18 protein-coding genes and 1 tRNA gene are annotated in these 20,442 nt (G+C 58.8%); 4 read left to right on the plus strand and 15 right to left on the minus strand.

The window, feature by feature from the left end:
- Window positions 1-104: 104 nt before the first annotated feature.
- Window positions 105-3,155: a PAS domain S-box protein gene (locus L21_RS14320; protein ID WP_074370756.1), complete on the minus strand. Its 3,051-nt coding sequence runs from the start codon at window positions 3,153-3,155 to the stop codon at window positions 105-107.
- A gap of 648 nt (window positions 3,156-3,803) precedes the next feature.
- Here L21_RS14320 and L21_RS13935 point away from each other — a divergent pair.
- The gene (locus L21_RS13935) at window positions 3,804-7,643 is read left to right on the plus strand and encodes a PAS domain S-box protein (protein WP_074370757.1); all 3,840 of its coding nucleotides are present in this window, start codon (window positions 3,804-3,806) and stop codon (window positions 7,641-7,643) included.
- Window positions 7,644-7,661: 18 nt separating this feature from the next.
- Here the strand turns inward: L21_RS13935 and L21_RS12355 are convergent, their stop codons facing one another.
- Both L21_RS12355 and L21_RS12360 read right to left on the minus strand, forming a co-directional pair.
- Window positions 7,662-8,267 (minus strand): sugar O-acetyltransferase, encoded by a 606-nt coding sequence (locus tag L21_RS12355; protein WP_074370782.1) that lies wholly within the window; start codon window positions 8,265-8,267, stop codon window positions 7,662-7,664.
- A 322-nt stretch (window positions 8,268-8,589) separates the two neighbouring features.
- Window positions 8,590-9,108, minus strand: a complete 519-nt coding sequence (locus tag L21_RS12360) for a hypothetical protein (protein ID WP_143727304.1) — start codon at window positions 9,106-9,108, stop codon at window positions 8,590-8,592.
- Window positions 9,109-9,285: 177 nt separating this feature from the next.
- Here L21_RS12360 and L21_RS12365 point away from each other — a divergent pair, with 177 nt between their 5' ends.
- Entirely contained in the window at window positions 9,286-9,876 is a 591-nt protein-coding gene (locus tag L21_RS12365; RefSeq protein ID WP_074370759.1) for a MarR family winged helix-turn-helix transcriptional regulator, read from the plus strand.
- 30 nt (window positions 9,877-9,906) lie between these two features.
- Here L21_RS12365 and L21_RS12370 read toward each other — a convergent pair whose 3' ends face one another.
- From L21_RS12370 to L21_RS12385, 4 genes are all read right to left on the minus strand, one after another.
- Window positions 9,907-10,284, minus strand: a complete 378-nt coding sequence (locus L21_RS12370) for a DUF3467 domain-containing protein (protein ID WP_074370760.1) — start codon at window positions 10,282-10,284, stop codon at window positions 9,907-9,909.
- Between the two features lie 2 nt (window positions 10,285-10,286).
- Window positions 10,287-10,787 carry a hypothetical protein gene (locus L21_RS12375; RefSeq protein WP_074370761.1) on the minus strand — a complete coding sequence of 167 codons (501 nt, stop codon included), beginning with the start codon at window positions 10,785-10,787 and terminating at the stop codon, window positions 10,287-10,289.
- Window positions 10,788-10,899: 112 nt separating this feature from the next.
- Window positions 10,900-11,208 carry a hypothetical protein gene (locus L21_RS12380; RefSeq protein WP_074370762.1) on the minus strand — a complete coding sequence of 103 codons (309 nt, stop codon included), beginning with the start codon at window positions 11,206-11,208 and terminating at the stop codon, window positions 10,900-10,902.
- Between the two features lie 51 nt (window positions 11,209-11,259).
- Window positions 11,260-11,502, minus strand: coding sequence for a DUF1016 N-terminal domain-containing protein (locus L21_RS12385; RefSeq protein WP_074370763.1), 243 nt, complete (start codon window positions 11,500-11,502; stop codon window positions 11,260-11,262).
- A gap of 269 nt (window positions 11,503-11,771) precedes the next feature.
- On the opposite strand from L21_RS12385, the gene L21_RS12390 reads away from it, so the two are divergent.
- Complete coding sequence (locus L21_RS12390) at window positions 11,772-12,077, plus strand: nucleotidyltransferase family protein (protein ID WP_074370764.1); 306 nt, start codon at window positions 11,772-11,774, stop codon at window positions 12,075-12,077.
- A gap of 157 nt (window positions 12,078-12,234) precedes the next feature.
- On the opposite strand, the gene L21_RS12395 is transcribed toward L21_RS12390, so the two are convergent.
- From L21_RS12395 to cfbA, 8 genes are all read right to left on the minus strand, one after another.
- Complete coding sequence (locus L21_RS12395) at window positions 12,235-13,434, minus strand: NYN domain-containing protein (RefSeq protein WP_074370765.1); 1,200 nt, start codon at window positions 13,432-13,434, stop codon at window positions 12,235-12,237.
- A 462-nt stretch (window positions 13,435-13,896) separates the two neighbouring features.
- Complete coding sequence (locus L21_RS13940; RefSeq protein ID WP_143727305.1) at window positions 13,897-14,247, minus strand: hypothetical protein; 351 nt, start codon at window positions 14,245-14,247, stop codon at window positions 13,897-13,899.
- Between the two features lie 190 nt (window positions 14,248-14,437).
- Window positions 14,438-14,510: transfer RNA gene (locus L21_RS12400), tRNA-Glu, on the minus strand.
- 75 nt (window positions 14,511-14,585) lie between these two features.
- On the minus strand, window positions 14,586-15,455 hold the full coding sequence (gene ilvE, locus L21_RS12405; RefSeq protein WP_074370766.1) for a branched-chain-amino-acid transaminase: 870 nt from the start codon (window positions 15,453-15,455) through the stop codon (window positions 14,586-14,588).
- A 429-nt stretch (window positions 15,456-15,884) separates the two neighbouring features.
- Window positions 15,885-17,252, minus strand: a complete 1,368-nt coding sequence (gene cfbB / locus L21_RS12410; RefSeq protein WP_074370767.1) for a Ni-sirohydrochlorin a,c-diamide synthase — start codon at window positions 17,250-17,252, stop codon at window positions 15,885-15,887.
- On the minus strand, window positions 17,249-18,313 hold the full coding sequence (cfbD, locus tag L21_RS12415; RefSeq protein ID WP_074370768.1) for a Ni-sirohydrochlorin a,c-diamide reductive cyclase catalytic subunit: 1,065 nt from the start codon (window positions 18,311-18,313) through the stop codon (window positions 17,249-17,251). Before cfbD ends, cfbB begins: the two co-directional genes overlap by 4 nt.
- Before the next feature lie 2 nt (window positions 18,314-18,315).
- On the minus strand, window positions 18,316-19,473 hold the full coding sequence (cfbE, locus tag L21_RS12420) for a coenzyme F430 synthase (protein ID WP_074370769.1): 1,158 nt from the start codon (window positions 19,471-19,473) through the stop codon (window positions 18,316-18,318).
- 5 nt (window positions 19,474-19,478) lie between these two features.
- On the minus strand, window positions 19,479-19,886 hold the full coding sequence (gene cfbA, locus L21_RS12425; protein ID WP_074370770.1) for a sirohydrochlorin nickelochelatase: 408 nt from the start codon (window positions 19,884-19,886) through the stop codon (window positions 19,479-19,481).
- A 197-nt stretch (window positions 19,887-20,083) separates the two neighbouring features.
- Between cfbA and L21_RS14500 the strand changes: the two genes are divergently transcribed.
- Window positions 20,084-20,347, plus strand: a complete 264-nt coding sequence (locus L21_RS14500) for a PDDEXK family nuclease (protein WP_256713210.1) — start codon at window positions 20,084-20,086, stop codon at window positions 20,345-20,347.
- Window positions 20,348-20,442: the final 95 nt, after the last annotated feature.

A 20,442-nucleotide genomic window follows, 5' to 3' on the forward strand; every position in this document is an offset into this window, starting at 1 on the left:
AGGAATGCCGCCCGGCTGATGGAAGAAGGCGACTTTGCCTGACGTTCCCTCCCGACCGGGGGCTTTCTGCCCCTCGTTGCCATGCAGATCCGGCTGACCGCCTCTCACGAGTAATGCTTCTTCAAAAATTCCTTCACTTTCCGCGAGACCAGCCATCCCCGGTCGAGCTCGTCGATGATCGCATTGATCGCCCATGCCTCCCTGCTGACCTTCCGGTCGGTCTCCGTATCCCCCATCTCCGCAAGAGCGATGATGACGGTGAGGGGGTTGCGGATAGAGTCGTTTAAGATGGCAAGCCGCTCGATGTTCTCCTCGATCTGGAGGAATGCCTTCTTTTTGAGTTCCTCCAGCTGGTGCCGCTCCGAGGTGTCGCGGGCGCTTGCAAGCACCAGGGGCCGGCCGTCGACCGTCACCCGGAATGCCGTTATCTCCACGGCGACGCGGGTGCCGTCCTTGCGGAGATAGTTGAACTCGATTGGGCCGGCCGTGGTCCCGGTCGTGAGCTGGCCGATTATCATCTCCACCTTCGGCAGTTCCTCCGGCGCCACGAATCCGGATTCAACGACGGTTTTGCCGATGAACTCCTCCTTCGGGCTGCCTGCCAGCCTCTCGGTCGCCCGGTTCGCGTCGATCAGGACCCTGTTCATATCAACAAGGAAGAGGGCGTCCGGGGCGTACTCGAAGAGGATCTTCAGCCGCTCCTCCGAACTCCGCAACGCCGCGTCCGCCCGTTTCCGGTCGGTTACATCCACCAGGTTGCCGATGGTCGCCGGCTGCCCCTCGAAGAGAAGGCGGGTTGCAAAGTTCTCAAGATAGATGGCCCGCCCGTCCTTGCGGACCCCGCAGAACTCGTGGTGCTCCGCTTCAACCTCGCCGTAGAGCAGGGCCTGCAGCCGCCGATACATATCGTCCCGATCATCCGGGGCAACCAGAGCGAGGTGTGTGCCGGGGTTGTTGAGCTCGTCGGGTGTGTAGCCGAAGATCTCGGCAAACCGCGGGTTGACGTATTTCAGGCGATCGTCCTGAAAGAGGTAGACGCCCACCGGCGAGCGCTCCACCGGGTTCCGGTAGACCTCCTCGTTCGTCGTTCTCAGGATCGCCGAACCCATGATGCTTGCCGCCGCCTGGAGTGCGTCGATCTCCGCCGGGGACCAGGTGCGCTCCCTCCGGGTCTCGTCGAACCCGATGAAGCCCCACCAGTGTTCATGGACGAATATCGGGACGACCGCGATGGAGAGAAGCCCCTGGGACTCAAGGCATGCCCGCTCGCCCGGAGGGAACGTCCGCACCGGCCCGACGATCGCTCTTCCGGCCGCGAGCTCCGTGCACCACCGGGGAACCCCGCTGTAGGGGACGCTCTGGAGAGCCGGGTCGTCCACCCCGGCGGCGACGCTCTCCGCGGTCCACTCCCACCGGTGGCCGCAGACGGATTTGCCGGTCGCAGGATCCGTGTCGTTCTCGAAGATGTAGACCCGACTCACATCGGTGGCCCTGCCGAACCGCTCAAGAACCTCGTGCATCTGGGTCTTCCAGTCCGGTTCCTTGAGGAACCGGTCGGCCGCAAAGTTCACCGCGCTCATGATGGCGTCGTGCCGGCGGAGGGTCTCGGATGCATTCTTTCGTTCCGTGACATCCTCAAAGAGGTAGAGCCTCCCGAAGTACCGGTCGTCCGCATCGCGGATCTGGGTGGAGAATCGCCTGATGCACCGCCCGTCGACGAACTCGATCTCGTCCTCGATGGCCGACCGGTTCGCTTCATCCTGGAGCGGCGTGCAGGATGCGGCAAACGCCTCCGGGTCCCTGACGAGCGGGATACAGCGAGAGGTGATATCGCTGTTCGTGAGGGTGCCTGCCCGCATCTCGTCCTCCAGGTGTGAGAGCCCCCACATCTCGCAGAACCTGCTGTTGAAGTAGTGAATCTCGTCCGTCCGGTTATCGACGACTAAATAGGCGAGCGGGGAGGCCTGGGCCATTCGGGAGAGCAACGCCTCGTTCCACCGGAGCCTCTCTTCCACCCGCCGCTCCTCGGTCACATCGCGGCCGCACCCCACGGTCCCGATCACCTGCCCGTTCTCGTCCCGGAACGGGGCCTTGCTGACGTCGAGGTAGAGGAATTTCCCCTGTATATTCCCGTACTCGTCGAACCGTCCCGCCTCGCCGCTCTCCATGACGACTGCATCGGAGTCCCGGCAGATCTCGCCGAAGGTGTGCCAGGCAGGGTTGTCGGGATGAGCCTGCCGTTCGCGCCCGGCAAAGAACATATCCGTCTTGCCCAGCGGTTCGTCGGTGTCTGCGGCATTGAGGAGTTTCTCGCAGATGGCCTTGTTCGCGAAGAGGTACCGCCTCTCCATGTCTTTTGCCCATATGAGGTCGGGGACGTTGTCGCACATCATCCGGACGAGACGGTAGAGGTCGCGGAACTGCTGGTTGGTCCGGGCGAGTTTGCCCTCGACGCTCTTCCTCTCCGTGATGTCGCGGAGCGTGACGAGGTTTGCTTCCCGGCCTTTGAACGTAATGGCCGAACCGAGCCCTTCGATCCATCTGTCGTTCCCGTGCAGATCCCGCATCAGGTAGTGGGCGAGGTAACCGTCGTGTCCGGACCGCACGTTCGTGAGGTCACGGGCGACGGCTGCTGTGTAGTCGGGGTGGACGAACTGCAGCGGGTTCAGGCCGATGATCTCGGCCGGCGAGGAGACGCCGACGAGCGTTGCGGCTGCGGCATTGGCAAACAGGGCGGTGCCGTCCCAGTCGAGGATGAGGACGGCATCCATGAGGGAGTTGAAGATCTGCAGGTTCTCCTCCTCTTCCCGGGGGCGAAAAGAGACGATGCAGGTGATATCCGTCTCCGGAAAGGAGGATGCGGCAATCGTCACCGGGAGAAGCGTGCCGTCGCGGCGGAGCAGGTTGGCGGGGAAATCTGCGACCGCCTGTTGCCCGTCGATCGACCGGACAAATCGCTCCCGCTCCGTCTCGTCCGGCCATATCCCGGAGAGGGTGAAGGAGACGAGTTCTTCCGGGGGGTAGCCGAGCATGCCGGAGAGAACGCCGGTGGCCCGGGAGATGCAGAACGTTCGTGGATCGAAGGTGAAAACACCTGTTTTTGTAGTTCCCTGTCCACACTCGGGAAGGCCGGACGCCCGGTCGTTCTCGGTCATTGCTTTTGATAAAATATCCTCTTCTCGCTTTATATCGCTGTCTATTTTCACCCGCCAATGGGCCGTCCGGGGACGTGACGCGCCCTCCCGGGTGATGGAAGGAGGCGATTCTGCTTGATGACTCCTTCCGGCCGGGGGCTTTCTGCCCCTCTGTGTCGTGAGTTCCGGAACGGGCGCAGTCGGATACCGGGTTCCTCTGCCGGTTTGCCCCTCGCGATCCTCGTGCGACTGCTGTCGTTCTTCCCGGAGGTGGTACGGTTCCCGTTCGGTTCTCCGGACACCGGGCAATGAAAGCAGCAATGCATCCGACCCTGGTGCGGGCCGGAGGTAGAGACTCCCGTGGCCGTGCCGGAGAAGTGGTTGGCGCGGCCCGGGACGACCGTCGAGCGGATGCAAAATAATTGCATTATTCTGCGCATTTCGGAAAAATTCGCCGGGTTTTACGGACAGTTTGGAAATCCAAATGCCAATTTTTTCCGAATACTCGAACATTATTCACAAAACCGTAATGAAATGCATATATAGTAGAGTGTAGAACTACACCGCATCGACCTCTCCGGCGGAGCACGGGGGACAGGTACAACAGTATTTTCTTCCGGGAGGATGCTGCCCTGCATACCGGCCGGAGGAGCACGAGGAGAGCGCTGTATGATATCGGTCCTCTATGTTGATGACGAGCCGGGTCTCCTTGAACTGTCCCGGCTCTTCCTGGAGAGCACGGGAGAGTTCCATGTCGCAACCTCGACATCGGCGCAGGAAGCCCTGGCCGACCCCGCAATCCGGTCATACGACGCCGTCATCTCCGATTACCAGATGCCCGGGATGGACGGGATCGCTTTCCTGAAGGTCGTCCGGGAGCGGTTCGGCGACATCCCGTTCATCCTCTTCACCGGTCGGGGCCGCGAAGAGGTCGTGATCGAGGCCATCAACAACGGCGCCGACTTCTACGTCCAGAAGGGGGGGGACCCGAAGGCCCAGTTCGCCGAACTCGCGCACAAGGTCCGGCAGGCGGTGAGACGAAAGCGGGCAGAGATTACCGTCGCGGAGCAGGAGCAGCGCTACCTGGACATCCAGAACGCCAACGACCTGATCCAGAGCGTCACCCCTGACGGGCACTTCCGCTTCGTCAATACGAAATGGCTGGATACTCTCGGGTATACGGCGGAGGAACTCCCGAACCTTACGGTGTTCGACATCATCCATGAGGATAGCGCAGATCACTGCGCCGAAACGTTCCGGCGGGTGATGGCCGGCGAGAACGTCGGGATCATCGACGCGGTCTTCAGAACCCGGGACGGCAGGAAAGTCTACGTCGAGGGTGTGGCGGACTGCAAGACGGTGGACGGAAGATGCCGGTACACCCGGGGGATCTTCAAGGACGTTACCGATCGGAGACGGATGGAAGCGGCGCTTGCCGAGAGCCGTGACTATCTCCACCAGATCTACGCATCGACACAGGGCGGGATCGTCATCATCGATGCCGGGACGCACGAGATTGTGGACCTCAACCCCGCTGCTGCGGAGATGATCGGGACGAGCGGGGACCAGATCGTCGGCACAATCTGTCATCGGTGTATCTGTCCGAACGAACGGGGCAGGTGCCCGATCACGGATCTGCACCAGGATCTCGACAATGCCGAGTCTACGTTGCTCACCGCTGACGGGGGACGGGTCGACATCATAAAATCCGTCGTCCGGTTCAACCTCAACGGGCGGGAATGCCTGCTGGAGACCTTCATCGATAACACGGAGCGCAAGATTGCGGCGGACGAACTCCACGCCGCCTATGCAAAGGTTACGGTTGCCGAAGAAGAACTCCGCAAGAATTACGATCTGCTCAGTGAGAAGGAGCAGGCGCTCCGCGAGAGCACCGAGATGTTCCGGGCGGTCGTGGAGCAGTCAAACGAGGGAATCGTCATCACCGACGTTACCGGAAGGCTCCTGTACGCCAATCCACGGGCGGCCGAGATCGTCGAGATCCCAGATGACCTGAACCCGGCAGGCGGGATCAATGTGCTGGATTTTGTCGCCCCGGAGTTCAGAGAGAGCGCAGTAAGCCGTTTCCGCAAGGGTGTGCAGGAGCACGGCCGATACCAGATGGACTGCAAGATCGACACCCTTGCGCAGAGGGAGAGGTGGCTTGAGTGCACCGGGAGAATGATCGTCCTGCATGGTTCGCCGGCCATGCTCCTCTCGTTCAGGGATATTACCGAACGCGTGCAGGCGGAGAAGGCGCTGCGCGACTCGGAATACAAGTTTGCCACGGTTTTCCGGAGTAACCCTGTTCCGTTGACCCTTACGTCGGGTTCCGGCGGCGCCTTCATCGACGTCAACGATGCGTTTCTCCGTAGCTCCGGATATACCCGGGAGGAACTGATCGGTAAAATCGCAGGCGAAATGGATTTTTTTGTCGATGACGACGAAAACGCCCGGTTCGTCTCGAAGCTCCGGGCTGAGCAGACCGTGCACGGCATGGAGCTGCGGTGCCGCAACAAGGCCGGGGAGATCCGGACCTGCCGGTTCTCTTCGCGCATCGTGCCGATCGGCGGCGTGCCTCACATCCTCACGACGATCGAGGATATTACGGAATACAAAAAGGCACAGGAGGCGATCCGCGAGAGTGGAGAGCGTTACCGCCTCATCCTGGAAAATGCACACGAAGGCGTGCTGATCAATGAGCTCACGCCGAGAGGGCCGGGGAAGTTCATCGACGTCAACGAATCGGCCTGCCGGATCCTTGGCATGACGCGGGAGGAGATCCAGGGCGTAAGTCTCGTCGATCTCGACACTCCTGAGATGCGGAGAAGAGCTCCCGGGTATGTTCAGGACCTGATACGAACCAAGCACGCAGTCTTCCAGACCCACTACCGGACGAGAGACAACCAGGAGAAGATCATCGATATCAGCACCAGCCTGCTCGATCTCGACGGACAACAGGCCACGATCTCGGTCGTCCGCGACATCACGGAACAGCGGGCTGCGGAGTCGGCGCTCCATGCGCTGGTCGCCGGCATGGTGGGAGCGACCGGCATGGAGTCGCTCGACCGGATAGCGGAGAGCCTCAGTGCCTGGCTTGGGGCCGACTGCGTCATGATCGGCGAGATCGCGCCGGACGGTGGGCGTGTCCGGCTGCTCTCCATGCTCCTTGACGGCAAGAAGATCCCGGACTACTCCTATATCCTGAGGGGTACGCCCTGTGAGAATGCCGCGGCAACCGGGTTCTGCGTCTACCCCGACAATGTTGCCGAACTCTTCCCCGAGAGCCGGGATATCCGGGAGTTCAACATCCGGGGCTATGCCGGGACCCCGCTCCGGGATTTCACGGGGCGGGTCGTGGGCATCCTCTGCCTCTTGACCCGGACCCCGCTCACCCTGCCGCCTTCCGCCCCTGAGTTCATCGAGATCATCGCTGCGAAAGCGGCGGCCGAGATAGAGCGCATGAACGCTCTTGCGGCGCTCTCCGAGAGCGAAGAGAAGTTCCGGACTCTTGTGGAGCATTCGCTCGACGGCATTCTCATCCTTGATCCCGAAGGGGACGTCCTCTTCGCGAACCGTGCCGCAGGTCGGCTTATCGGCACAGATGATCCCGCCGGGCTGATCGGGAAGAGGAACGTGATGGAGTTCATCGCCCCCGCATCAAAGGGGGATGCGGTCAGGGATTTTGAGAATGTGGCAGGAGGGATGGACGGGTACGTCGCACGCTACCGGATCGTCACGACGAAGCAGGATGTCCGGTGGGTCGAGAGTCTCGGGAAGACCATCGTCTTCAACGGTGCTCCGTCGATCCTGATCTCGCTTCGTGACGTTACCGAGCGGCAGCGCGCGGAAGAGGCGCTGCACCAGGCAAACAAGAAACTCAACCTCCTCTCGGGCATCACCCGGCACGACATCAACAACCAGCTCCAGATCCTGAACGGCTATCTCGCGTTCCTGCAGGAGAAGAATGCTGATCCCTCGGCCGCGGAGATGCTGTCCCACGTTGCCACGGCAAGCAGACGGATCTCGTCGATGATCCAGTTCACGCAGGATTACGAGGAGGTCGGGGTGCACCTCCCCGTCTGGCAGAACCTCCGGACCCTCGTGACGGGTGCGGGCAGGGACGCCGGCCTCGACGGGGTCGCGCTGGAGAATGAGATCCCCGACGGGATGGAGGTGTTTGCCGATCCTCTCATAACTGAGGTCTTCTTCAACCTGATTGACAACTCCCTGCGCCACGGGGAGAAGACCACGACGATCCGCTTTGCGTTCGGGATTCGCGACGGGGACTGCGTCGTCGTCTGCGAGGATGACGGCGGCGGTGTTGAACCCGGTCTCAAAGAGAAGATCTTTGAGCGGGGATTTGGGAAGAACACCGGTTTCGGGCTCTTCCTCTCGCGGGAAGTCCTGGGTATCACCGGCATCACGATCCGGGAGACCGGGGATGCAGGCAGGGGGGCACGGTTCGAGATCACGATACCCCGGGGGCAGTACCGGGTTGGCCCGGCGTAGGGGCGGGGTTTTGTCTGCCTAATCTTCCATATACTCTCTTTGTTTCTCCTCCCAGTACTCCTTATCTTCAGGTGTTATCGCACGCAACACCCTGCACGGATTTCCAACGGCGATCACGTCGTTGGGTATATTGTTCGTTACGACGGAGCCGGAGCCGATCACCACATTGTTCCCGACTGTTACTCCCGGATTGATGACGGTGTTCGCTCCAATCCAGACACTGTTGCCTATCGTTATCGGTTCTCCGTACTCGAGATTCGCGTCTCTCACCTCTGCGTCGATCGGATGTGCCGCGGTATATATGCCGACACGAGGGCCGAGGAAGACATGATCGCCGATCGCCACATCGCAGACATCGATGATGATGCAGTCATAGTTCGCGTAAAAATCATCGCCGATACGAATGTGGCAGCCGTAATCACAGCGAAACGGCGGTTCGATAGAGATATGCTCGCCGGTGGATTGAAAGAGTTCCGTTAGCAGTTCTGTCCGGTATTCCGGTTCCTCTTCTGTCGTTTCATTGAATAATCGTGTCAATCTTCTGGCTCTCAGGCTATCCCGCTTCAGTTCTTCGTCCTGTGCGGCATAGAGTTCTCCGCGTAACATCCTCTCTTTCTCCGTCATGGCCGGTTCCCCTATATGGATACATTTGAGGCGCTGGAGAAAAATTCGTTCGTGAACCGTGACCGCCCTGGTGTGGTCATCCATATGAGGTTACAGGAGACGAATCTTCGATCTTCTTTGCTTGAGTTATTCTCCGGCTTCGGAACATGGAGAGGGGTTTGTGAGGGAACCTCCGGGATACGCGGGGTGAGGGGCAGTTACCGGCCGCTAACGGCGCTGGCTGTGTGTCAGCGTCGAGTTCCTCAGGGGTATGTCGCCGGGCCCTCCTGCGCAGGGGGGTTTACTATCATCAAGCCGCTCGGATTGTTCCGGGAGGGGTTCGCTATAAGTCCCACCGTTTTTCAATGCACCGATAACAGAAGTTGATCGTGGGCTTGAAGGTGGTATCTATTTGCGTATAATATTCGATATCCCATTTGTATTCTTTCCCGGCAATCAGCCCCTTGCATACGTTCCCGGCGCTCCCTGCGATGCATTCCATAAGTCCGTCCTGAACCAGGAGCATGACATCCTGATGATCTTTAAGCCCGTGATCCATGAGTGTGGTGAGTCGTTCAAGTTCCATTGAGACGGATTGTATCAGGTTGGCCGGTTCGTCCTCCTCGGGCATCGCGAGGACGAATACGTGAGCCACGCTTCGATCGATCAGTTGTACGCTCAAGCGGCGATCGTATATGGGGTCGGATGGATCTTGCGCTTCTTGAGGTCTATCGTCTAAGTCTTCCGATATGCATGCATTGAGGTATCCGTGCTGCCTGAGGGCATCCTTCAGTTTGAGCAGATCGTTCTTTCTCTCCCGATAAAATGAGCCGTAAATGCCGATGGGGAGCTCTCGCTTCATTCTCTCGAAGCGAATGCGAGGTGTGTTCTCTCTATTCGAGTGTCCCCCCCGAGGAGCCATTAAGAAAGTATTATCATCGCGACATTATAACAATTAGTTACAAAATTCTAACTGAGGTTAGAGATAAGGTTGATAACAGTTAGTCATATGTAACTGGTATCCGTGTTGAGGTGAGGTATGGAGCAGGCAGTCGTTGAAAAATTCCTGGACGAAGTTCCCTACGAGGCCCGGGCCGCCGTGACGGAACTGAATGGCGATCTCCGGTGGGCCGTGTACGTTGCCCTGGTGCTCGAGGGCAGGAAGTACTTCAATGAGATTAAAGAGGAGTTCAAGGCGAACCCGAACACCATCGGCCCTGTTCTGAAAGGTCTTGTCGACGGCGGGCTTGTGGCAAGGAAGATCGCCAAACTCGAGGATTTTGCCGATAAACGGAAGGTGTTCTACGAGCCGACCGCTCTCGGGCTGCGGCTGTTTAAGGTCCTGAACGATGTCGCCATTCCCGGGGGGCGGGCGCCCCGGGGGTCGCGTGTCGGGGTGGAGGCGGGAACGGCTGCCGGCGCGGGAACGGAAAGGGATACGGGAGTCCGCGGAAGCTACGCGAGGGAACCGGAGATGACAACGCCGGGGAGTGTTGCGGAGCCGGGGATGCGGTGGAGGCGTGTAGGGCGGCCGAGGATAGCGGTATCGAGGAAGGGTTCGGTGGCGGGTAAGCCCCAGGGAGCAACGAGGCGGGGCCGGAACAGGAGGCTTCTACGCGATCGAGTATGAACCGCAACCAATCGGCAACATGTGGGAACTCTATACGAGTCTGTCTTCTTGCTCCCGCTCAACTTCTGTTGAGGGTCGCCTCCTCAGACCCCCGGGGACGTACCTCTCCATGCCTTCCTCCGTATGCACCCTCTCAAGAATCCCGCTTAGCGCTTCAGCGAGTTTCTGTGCGGCGGCGTGCGACATGTAGACGCGTGTTCCGTTTATCCGCGCTCTACCGTCCCGGCGGACGCCGGGCATCTCCAGAAAGTCGATGCAGACATCTCTGTGCGCTACCTGCACGTACGCAAGGTTTGAGTAGGAACTGTGCGTGATATCCAGCTGCAGTTCCTCCGGCTCGAACCGATAGAGTTTGCGGAGATCGACGGCAATTGCTCCATCTTTCTTCTCTTTCTGCTCCCCCTCCATGGTTACGCCCCCACAGAGAAGATCGAATATTCTGACTCTGCTTCCCGTGCAGAGCAATCTTCTCCGGTAGTCCATTCGCCGGCATAGTTCGTCGCGACTGCAAGCGGCTCCACTTTTGCTCTGAGCGATCTATTGTAGTAATCCAGGATCGCTGTGTTCATGCAGTTCGTCCCGTTCCGGTCGTCGAGCACGGCATAGGCCAGCAGGGAGAGCGCAATGAACTTCTTCGACTCGACAACGACCCGATAGACCGGATGTTGGACGTCACTTGATACGTTCTCGATCAGTCCGAGTTTGACGAGCGTCTTGAGCGCCTCCCTGATGCTGGGGGCCCTTTTGCCCGTCATCTCCTCAAGGTACCCGGGCCGATAATCCATCGTCGGATCGGCGACGATCTCTTCAACGACCTGAGCGAGAACTGTATTCCCGAATAAACCGCCATAGGGTTTGTCCAGGAATCTTTCGAGTTCTTCAGGAAGTTCCGGCAGTTTTTTCTCCGACATAATCACTTCTCCTGTGCAACTACAGCACCTGTGCCCCTATAGAGCGCTACGGGTACTCTCACTGATAGATAGCAGTGGTGAGTGATAGTAAAAAAATGTTCTGATAAAGAATCTATTTCTTCAGTTTGGTCCAGTGCCGGTGGTGGGGCACTTCGAGATCGTAGTAGGTCATCCATTGATCCGCCCACACGGGCTTTTCAAGTTTGATGACTTTATCCCCCCCGCCGGCACGGTAGAGGCGAATGTAATCCTGCCCCATTGAATCGACAAAATCTTTCGCCTCAAAGCCGTTCTCTCTGCACTTCCGCTGGCAGTCCTGCACCTTCCTCATGCCGCCACGTTTCTTTAACCATCCAAGGAAGGTAGCTCCTCTCTCTTCCGGGTCAGGCCCCTCTGGCATAGGATGGTTGCGTTCTCTCACCGGGCGTCACCGCATGGGAGATTGACTTCAGGGTTTTATTAACCTTCTATTTTACTTCTTGCCTTGAACCTGGCTCAAAACAATGTACTCTGCTATCAATTCTTTCGACAGCGTCGAAAGAATTCTCTTACCGTATGGTGCCCGTTCTTCCTTGAGAATATCCCTGCCGATTCGGTCGCCGATATGCCAGTACAGCAGGACCAGCTCGACGTTTACCGCGGTCGCAGCACGGCCTTTTGCCGCCCGGATCAGGCCACGGAGATCTGAGAGGAGAAAGGAGACGTCCGGATCCAAAGAGGGGGTAGCGCTAATCGGCTGTAATGCTGTATCCTCGGCGGGTGTATCATGTCATTGAGCCTTCCGTGTCATCTGCGTTCACTTCCCGGATATTCTCCATGCTGATGTGCATGTTTGAGCCGCTCATGGCGGAGGACATATTCTGGAGAATAGTAACTGCGAAAGAGCAGGGAAAAAGACAGTGATCCGACCACAGGTGATGCAGAACTGTCCGGCCACGATGGCATGATGCGAGCTCCCGGATATCGGGGGGTATAAGATGACGGATGGAGAACTCAAGAGTAACGATGCATCCCCTCGCCCAGATCCGACAGAACCTGCTTGTTATCCGGGAACGCTACGGAGTGGCCCATATCGGCATCTTCGGGTCTGTGGTGCGGAGCGAGGAGACGCCGGCGAGCGACATCGACATCCTGGTGGTGTTCCAGGAGGGTGAGGAGACCTTCGACACTCGCAGCCTCGCGGTGCTCGAGCTCCTGCCCTGCGGCCAGTCGCACACTTCATGGACCTCAAGTTCTACCTCGAGGATCTCCTGGGACGAAAGACGGACCTCGTCATCGCCGATACTCTGAAGCCCCGGATCCGGGATGCTTTCCTTGGCGAGGTTGTTTATGCTAGGGATCTCCTGTTGTATCTTGAGGATATCCGCGACGCTGTTGCGTCCATTCGTTCCTATTTCGGGGACCGGACGTTCGAGGAGTTCGTGGGGGATCGCATGCGCCTGGATAATCAATTCAGAAGGGACTTCAACAGTTCATCCTCAATATCCGAGTATTTCCTTTCTATGACCTCGATGACTCTATCCTGATATATTTTCTTAATCTCATCGGATCCCTGGATAGAATCGTTCAGTACCTGCGGCCTGCTAAGCAGAGGTCCCGAGTAATCCCGATCTGCATAGTGGAATGCCCGACCCTGTCCGAGAGCAAAGACAAATTTTCGTATCGTGATTTTTGGGATGGTGCCGTTCGTTTTTTCAAAGATGTGATCTACCATATCGTGCATGGAAATGGGCTGTTTTGGTGAGAGTAAGGTATAAAGATTCTCAGATAGTTCATCTCTCACCGTAGGGTCTTTTGGGCATCGGAGAGTTTTGTACAGGAAATCACTGATCTGAAGTGATTTGTCGATACCGACATTTTCGATCTCTGCAAGATCCTTCAAATATACCTGAGGGTGCCCGGTTTCGGGGTCTGCTTCAATCTTCTCAACGACATCCTCTTTCAAAGATTCGATGAATTGCTTGAACGAAGAGAATCCAAGTTGCTTCTCAGAAAAAGACGGTTGCAACCGGATGAGTTGTGGTTTGAGCTGGGACAGCAGTATAGGTCCCTCGAGTGAGCGGTTCTTGATAAACCGGATGAGCAATTCGCGTCCCGAAAGTTTGTTGATATTTTCATCTAACAGTTGGTTTGTCCCCAATTCGGCATCTTCGGCAACATCTTCGTCAATACCCAATAATTCTTCGAGTGATTTATACTCCGTGCAGTTTTCTTTTATTACGGTTCCTACAGAATTGTCGAACCCAATGACGTACACTCGCTTACCACGTGAAAGCACTCGACGGATAAGAGGGATGAAATCAGTATCACCAGAACCGAGTATGAACACGTCGATTATTGGAAATAGTTGCATATCCTCCAGTAGATCGATGGCAAGTTGCAGATCAGCTCCGTTTTTTCCCTGAGAACTGGTCTGCGGGAGGTGTCTCATCTCAAAACCGTGTTTCACTAGTTTTCTCTCGTATTGATGAACTATTTTCTGTGACCAGTCCGCATATGACTTTTTGATACAAATGTTTCCAAGACTTGTTGCGAAATCAAGAATCGGCCGTAAGAGGAGTGGTTTTTCACGAGAAGGATACGTCTGTTCTGCCGAAATTGCAAGATTTTCGAAATCAAGATAGATGGCAACGTTATTGTTGTTCATGAAATCGACCTTTAGAGAGATATGATTTTCCGTTGCGGTACATCGTTTCTGTGATCATTTCTTCCGAGGCTAGGAAGCCTTCCTTGCTGATTTTTATCTGAAATACAATTAGTGCAGTTGCATATCTAAAAATTTCATCCGGAACTCGATCTAGACGGTTTGATTCGAGATTCTCGGTTTTGGATCACTTATATCTACCGATTTGAAAAACAGAGGGGCGAGATGTCTCATAGGGAGTATCTGAGCCATGATGGCGAATATCGAACGATCACGCCGATGAGCGAGTATTCCCAGTTTTCATCTCGCAGGAGGGGCGTCTTGGGATCTTGCCTGGTGCCAAGGTCCCTATTGAAGAATCAGAGAGTTAATTGACTTCAGGATATTCTGCATTTTCAATGATCTTAAATTGGCTTCAAAAAATATAATATTGTTGTAATAACTCCAATTACAAATGACACGATGTTAAACTTTATGTCGTTTAAAAAACCGTCCCCATGTTAGAATTGTTTCAATTTTCCTTTGATGCATCTCTTTATCGTAATTTCTTTTACCCGCCAACAAGGCAACTTCTAATCTCATATCTAATTGGTTCATGACGCTCTCAACGTCTAAATCAAAATTGTGATCCTGAAAACCAGACGCATAAAAAAGATTAAGTCGCGAATTTTCCAAGTCAAGTTTTAGCCGAATACGTCGTGCCTCATCTGGGGATATTTGCTTATTGGGATCTTGTGTTAACTGATCGATTATAGATTGCCAGTTATCTTTAACACTTTGTAATTCGGCACGTCCCCTATCTATCTCATTTTCCATAATCCTCTCAATGTAGCCATTAAGTAATTAAAATATCATATTAGTTACCACAACAAATTTGAAGCATATAAAAAGCTAAATTGTGGATTTCTGCTTTTCTAAATGATCCCTATTTGTCACCATATCTTGATACCGTGATACTTGAGAGGTGTCAACATTGATTTTGAGTTATCATCTCGCCAAAACAATATGCTGCTATGGGGATTCGAACCCCAGTCGTCGGCGTGAAAGGCCGACATGATTGGCCCCTACACTATAGCAGCGAATCTATGCACCGAAGTGCTATACAACTTGGGCGTGTGCAGATAAAAAAGTTATGGCAGGGAACCTGAGTCCCCTTACCCGTCGATCGGGGACCCTTCCTTCTGGGTGACGGCCTTGAAGGCCGCCATCAGCTGCCGGGTGATGGGGCCGGGCTTGCCGTTCCCGATGACGCGGCCGTCGATCTCGCGGATCGGGCCGACTTCCGCCGCGGTTCCGGTGACGAAGACCTCGTCGGCGGTGTAGAGGTCGAAGTAGCCGAGGTTCCGCTCGAGGAGGGTGATGCCCATCGATTCCGCGATCTCGAGGACGACCGCCCGGGTGATGCCGCGCAGGTTGTTCAGGGTCGGCGGGGTGATGATGGCGCCGTCCTTGACGACGAAGATGTTGTCCCCCGAGCCCTCGGCGATGTAGCCCTTGGTGTCGAAGAAGATCGCCTCGTCGACGCCGCGGTAGTTCGCCTCGATCTTCGCGAGGATGTTATTCAGGTAGTTCAGGCTCTTGACGTTCGGCGGCATCGACTCCGGCGGTGTGCGGCGGACCGAGACGCAGACCGCCCGGAGCCCCTTCTCGTAGAGGTCGCCGTACATCGCGCCCCAGGTGACGGCGATGACGATGACGGTCGGCACCTTGCACTTCCGGGGGTCGAGACCGAGGTCGCCCTTGCCCCTCGTCACGATCGGGCGGATGTAGGCGTCCCGCAGGTTGTTCTTCCGGAGCGTCTCCTTGACCGCCTCGGCCATCTCCTCCTTCGTGATCGGGACGGCGAGGTCGATCGCCTTCGCCGAGTCGTAGAGCCGTGCGATGTGCTCGTCGAGACGGAAGACCCTGCCGTTGTAGGCCCGTATCCCCTCGAAAACACCGTCGCCGTAGAGGAGCCCGTGGTCGAAGACCGAGACCTTCGCCTCCTCTTCGGGGACGTATTTGCCGTCAAGGTAAATTATCATGGGAGTAGTGTGGTATCGATTCGCTTGTATGTTTTGCGCTTCGTGCACCGCCCGGCGGCGGCCGGAGGCGTGATGTCCCTTGAACTCTGTTACTATGAAACGTTGCATTTCGCGTGAGACTACTGCATAGCTATCCGCACCCGTTAGTTCACGCGAAGTGCGAGCGCAGCGAGCTTGAGCATAGGTGCGGGCCGCGAAGATCGGTAAATGGGTAGAGCAACTCCCCTTCGAAGCCTGATGGCTTCTCATGCTCGCTTCATTCGCACTTCACACCTAACGGTGCTCGAACTCTTTTCCCTGCGGGAAAGTCGTTCTTCGCGGCTTCGCGCTCTTCGCGTGAGGCTGTACTGCCCCTCTGTACCGAAAAACTCACGCGGAGTGCGAGGCATGAAGAACGCGAAGTCTCAAAAAAATATCGCTGCGCCCCCGTCAGCCCCGGCAGCAGTCCACAAAGTGCGCGAGCATCCCCCTGCTCGTCACCGGGTGGAGGTGCGTGTAACTCCCGATCGTCCGGTCCCGGGCCGCGCCGTCGAAGCCGTCCCGGATCCCGCTCCCCCGGCTCAGCCGGTAGGCGAAGCGCGTCTCCGGCGCGAGGTCGACGCTGCTGTAGTGGAACTCGTGGCCGCGGAACGCCGCCTCGCCCACGGGGCTTTTCGCCGCGCTCGTCCCGACGACGTAGCCGAGCATCCGGCGGGCCGGCATCCTCGTTGTGCCCTTAAAGATCCCGGCGAGTTCGTAGGTCTCCTCCTCTCCCGACCCCGCGAACCCCGGGGCGAGGACCATCCGGTCGGTGAGGTAGATCAGCCCCCCGCACTCCGCGTAGATGGGCGTGCCGTTCCGCGAGACCTCCCGGAGCCCCTCCCGCATCGCGGTGTTCGCCTCGAGTTCCGCGCCGAAGAGTTCCGGGTAGCCGCCGCCGAGGACGTAGCCGTCGGCCTCCGGCAACGGATCGTGGACCGGGGAGAACGGGACCGTCTCGGCCCCGCACGATGCCAGTATATCAAACAGGTCGGCGTAGTAGAAGTTGAAGGCCTCGTCGAGCGCGACGCCGATCCGGACGTCCGGCTCGACAGCCGCGTAGATGGAACTCTCCTCCGCCGGCGGTTCGCCCTCGTGTGCGAGCGCGAGGAGGGCGTCCAGGTCGACGTGATCGGCGATCATCCGTTTCACCGTCTCGATGCGAGCGAGGAACTCGCCGTGCTCCTGCCCTTCGCGGTAGGGGACGAGGCCGAGGTGGCGCATGGCAAGTTCCATCTCCTCCGTGCGGGGGATGACCCCCACGACCGGGATGCCGCAGTAGTGCTCGATCGCACGGACGGCCTTCTCCCGGTGCCGGGTTCCGGTGACGTTGTTTAAGATGACCCCCCGGATGTCGACGTCGGGGTCGAAGGCCAAAAAGCCCTTCACGATCGCCGCCGCGCTCCGGGTGATGCTCCGGGCGTTGACGACGAGAATGACCGGCAGGTCGAGTTGTTTCGCGATAGCGGCCGTGCTCCCGAGGTCGGTGAGCGCTTCTGCGCCCTCGAAGAGCCCCCGCACCCCCTCGACGACGGCGACATCCGCTCCCCGGCATCCGTGCGCAAAGACCGCCCGGACCTCGTCCGGGCTCATCACGTATCCGTCCAGGTTCCGGCAGGGCCTGCCGGTCACCCCGGCAAGGTAGGAGGGATCGATGTAGTCCATCCCCACCTTGAAGGTCTGGACGGCCCGGTCGGTCGAGAGGAGGGCCGAGAGCGCGAGCGTGATGCTCGTCTTCCCGCTCCCGGAGCGGTCGCCGGCGACGAGGAAGGACTTCATCGCATGCTCCGGAGGACTTCCCCGAACTCGCTTGCGACGATATCCCGGACGCCGAGGGTCTTCGGGTGCAGGTCGATCTCGACCATGACGTGCCGGTGCCCCATCTCACGGAGCGGCGCCACCTGCCGGGGTCCGTTCGTGATCGAGAAGACCTCGATGCCTTCCGTGTACTCCGGCGGGACGGCGTGCGGGACCCCGACGATGAGGGCGAAGTCGGGGTCGATCTCCCGGAGCCGCTCCCCGAGCGCGGGGCCGTTCGCCCCGTACTCGTCGAGCGCCCCGAGGAGTTCGGGGTCGACCCCGCGCTCCCGCATGCCGGCGAGGATCCGCCCGGCATCCTCCCTGACCTTCGGGAGGCCGCGGTCTTCGAGGTTCGCGACGTAGGTGACTGCGGCATCCGGGCAGGCGTCGTGGAGCGCGATGAGTTCGTCGGCGAACATGTAGGCGGTCTCTTTCTTCGCGTTCATGATGGCGACCCCCGTAGCACCGGAGTCGGCGAGTTCGACGAGGCGCTCTGCCGCGACGTGCTTGAGGTCGCCGCGCTCGGGCTCGATATAGGCCCGGGATGCCGCTCCCCGCAGCCGCTCGACCTCGTTTGCCTTCGCTAAAAGGTAGCGCTGCCGTTCAAGTTCGTCGGCGCTGATCCAGCCGGCATCGGCCGCGGGCTCGAGCGTCGCAAGCACCCCGTCGATGTTCTCCCGGAACCCCGCGTGGATATCCACGGCGATCGCCGGGGTCTCGACCCCCGCGTCATGGATCGCGGACTGGAGGTCCTCCCCGATGATCATCGAGACACACGTCCCGACGACCGCCATCCGGCGGGGCGAGAACGTCTCCTCTGCGTAGCGGAGCACCCGCACCAGCGGATCGTGCCCGCCGAAGATGAACTCGTTGTCGGCAAGCGACGTCGTCAGCACCCGCATGCCGTCCTCTTCGAGGAGACGGGCGTGCTTGAACGAGCAGCCCGACGGGCCGTGGAGGATCGCCACGTCCACCCCCAGGTCGCGGCCGGTATACAGCGCCGCGACGATAGAACTCGGTCTTGGTTGAATGTAGTCCATACTTATCTCCACGTCTTTACCGCGAGGACGATCGCGCCCGCCGGGGTGAGCGTTCGGGCGGCATCGAGCCCCTCCTCAAGCGTCGCCGCCGGATGCCCCTCCCCGACGTAGACCGTCTCCGCAGGGGCGACGGTCGACACCGTCCGCAGGATCTCGTTCCTGGAGAACCCCTCGCAGATCGCCCGCGCCTCCTCGCCGATGACGAGGGTCAGCGGTGCGCCGCCGGAGAGTTCCCGCGCGTAGCGAGCGGCTTCGATGGTGGTCATCATGTTCGTCCCGCTGTTTGCGTTGTCGACGATCAGGACCTCTCCCTCCCGCCGGGCCGCCATCCGGCCGGGCAGGGCGGTAAACCGCCCGAGGGGAGAGGGATCGACCCCGAGCACGCAGGCGGCCGCGGCCGCGAGCGCGAGCGGCGTCCGGTAGCCCGGAAGGGTGCAGAGCGGATTCTCAAACGACCCGGCAATCCCGTTCCCGGCATAGCGGCAGGTCCGCCCCTCGAAGGACACCGTGCTGTCGGCCGCGACCGTCCCCGGCAGATCGAACCCCGGCGGGAGCACGACCGTCCGCGCCCGGGAGAGCAGCCGGCACTTCTCCGCGATCGCGCTCTTCTTCCCCGCCGCGACCGGGTAGTCCTCGGCCGAGGTCAGCACCGCCACATCCCCGGCGGCGGCGACCCCAAGCGACTCCTCGGCGACCAGCCAGCCGCCGATATGTTCCGCCTCGCGAACCGCCGGGAGCAGGGAGGCCGGCGTGATGCTCCTCCTCCAGAGCCGCTCCCGCTCCGGGTAACGGTAGGTCCCGGTCGAGGTGTGCAGGACGCCGGGCCCCGGCAGGAGCGTTGCGAGGGCGTGGGCGGTTGTGGTCTTCCCCCGCGCCCCGGTGATCTCGATGAAGGGGTGCGGGAGCCGGCCGCCGTCGAGAACCCGCTTCACCATCTCGTGGTGCGAGACTGCGGGGCCGTGGCGTCGCAGAAGCGGGTGATCGGGATCGAGGTGGACCGGTGCGGTGACGAGATCGTAGGTCCGGCCGAGCGCCTCCTCGATGGGGATGCCGGCCTGCCCCCGGTAGACGTCCACCTCGTCCACCTGGTGGCCGGCACCACGGAGTGCTCCGGCGAGTTCCGCCCCGCCGTGGATGGTATCCAGCACCAGGATTCGCATATCGTTCAGGATTTCAGTTCGGCGATCGCGTCGGACGCGTTCTTCAGCATCAGTTCGGCAAGGAGCGGGTCGCTGCCGATGGGGTTCGCGTAGACGAGCGGCACAGACTTGCCGTTCAGCTGGAACGTGCCGCGCCGCTCTCCTTTCGGGAGACCGAGGATCTCGGGGATGTCCTGGTTGATGTGGACGCCCTTCGCAAGAAACAGCGGGACGACGACCAGCATATCGATTTTTTCGCTCCGGAACGCCTCGAGCTGCTCCTCCACCGTCGGGGTGTTGAGGCTCATGAATCCGGGTTTGACGATGTAATCGTCCGTCTTCTCGGCGATGAGTTTTGCGGTGGTCTCGATGAGTTCCTTATTGTAGGGGAGCTTGCTCCCGTGTCCGACCAGTAACATGCCTTTCATAGTCATATAGTACAAGGTAATACGATACGATATTAAAATAATTACCGATTGTTTTTAAGGCGGGGGTTCAAGATCTATCTGATGGCAAACTTCGAACGGGAGATCACCCACTGCATCAACCGATTCTTCACCCACCGGCAGATCCACGGGTTCGCCTACCGGCTCAACAGAGCAAATTCAATACCCAGTACGTCGATGTCCTCGTGGACTCCCTCGATCCCCGCTACTACCCGGCCATCGAGTGCAAGTCGATCTCGGGCAAGAAGATCTACTTCTCCCAGCACTTCCACTTCGATAAGAACAACGTCCACCAGATCGACGCAATCACCGACTTCATCAGGAAGACCGGCGGCCGGGGGTTCCTTGCCGTGGAGTTCCGGTTCGGTGCGGGAGGGCGAAGGAGGCGTACCTCATGCCCTGGGACACGGTGCTCGACTACTGCGGGAACGTCCCGGGCATCTCGATAGACGATTTCCGGCTCTGTTGTACCCTCGACCGTTCCGGTGAGGAGTACGACCTGCCGGGACTCGATACAAATCAATATCCTCTCTCACCGCCAACT

This window comes from Methanoculleus chikugoensis, assembly GCF_900095385.1.
GTDB lineage: Archaea > Halobacteriota > Methanomicrobia > Methanomicrobiales > Methanoculleaceae > Methanoculleus > Methanoculleus chikugoensis_A.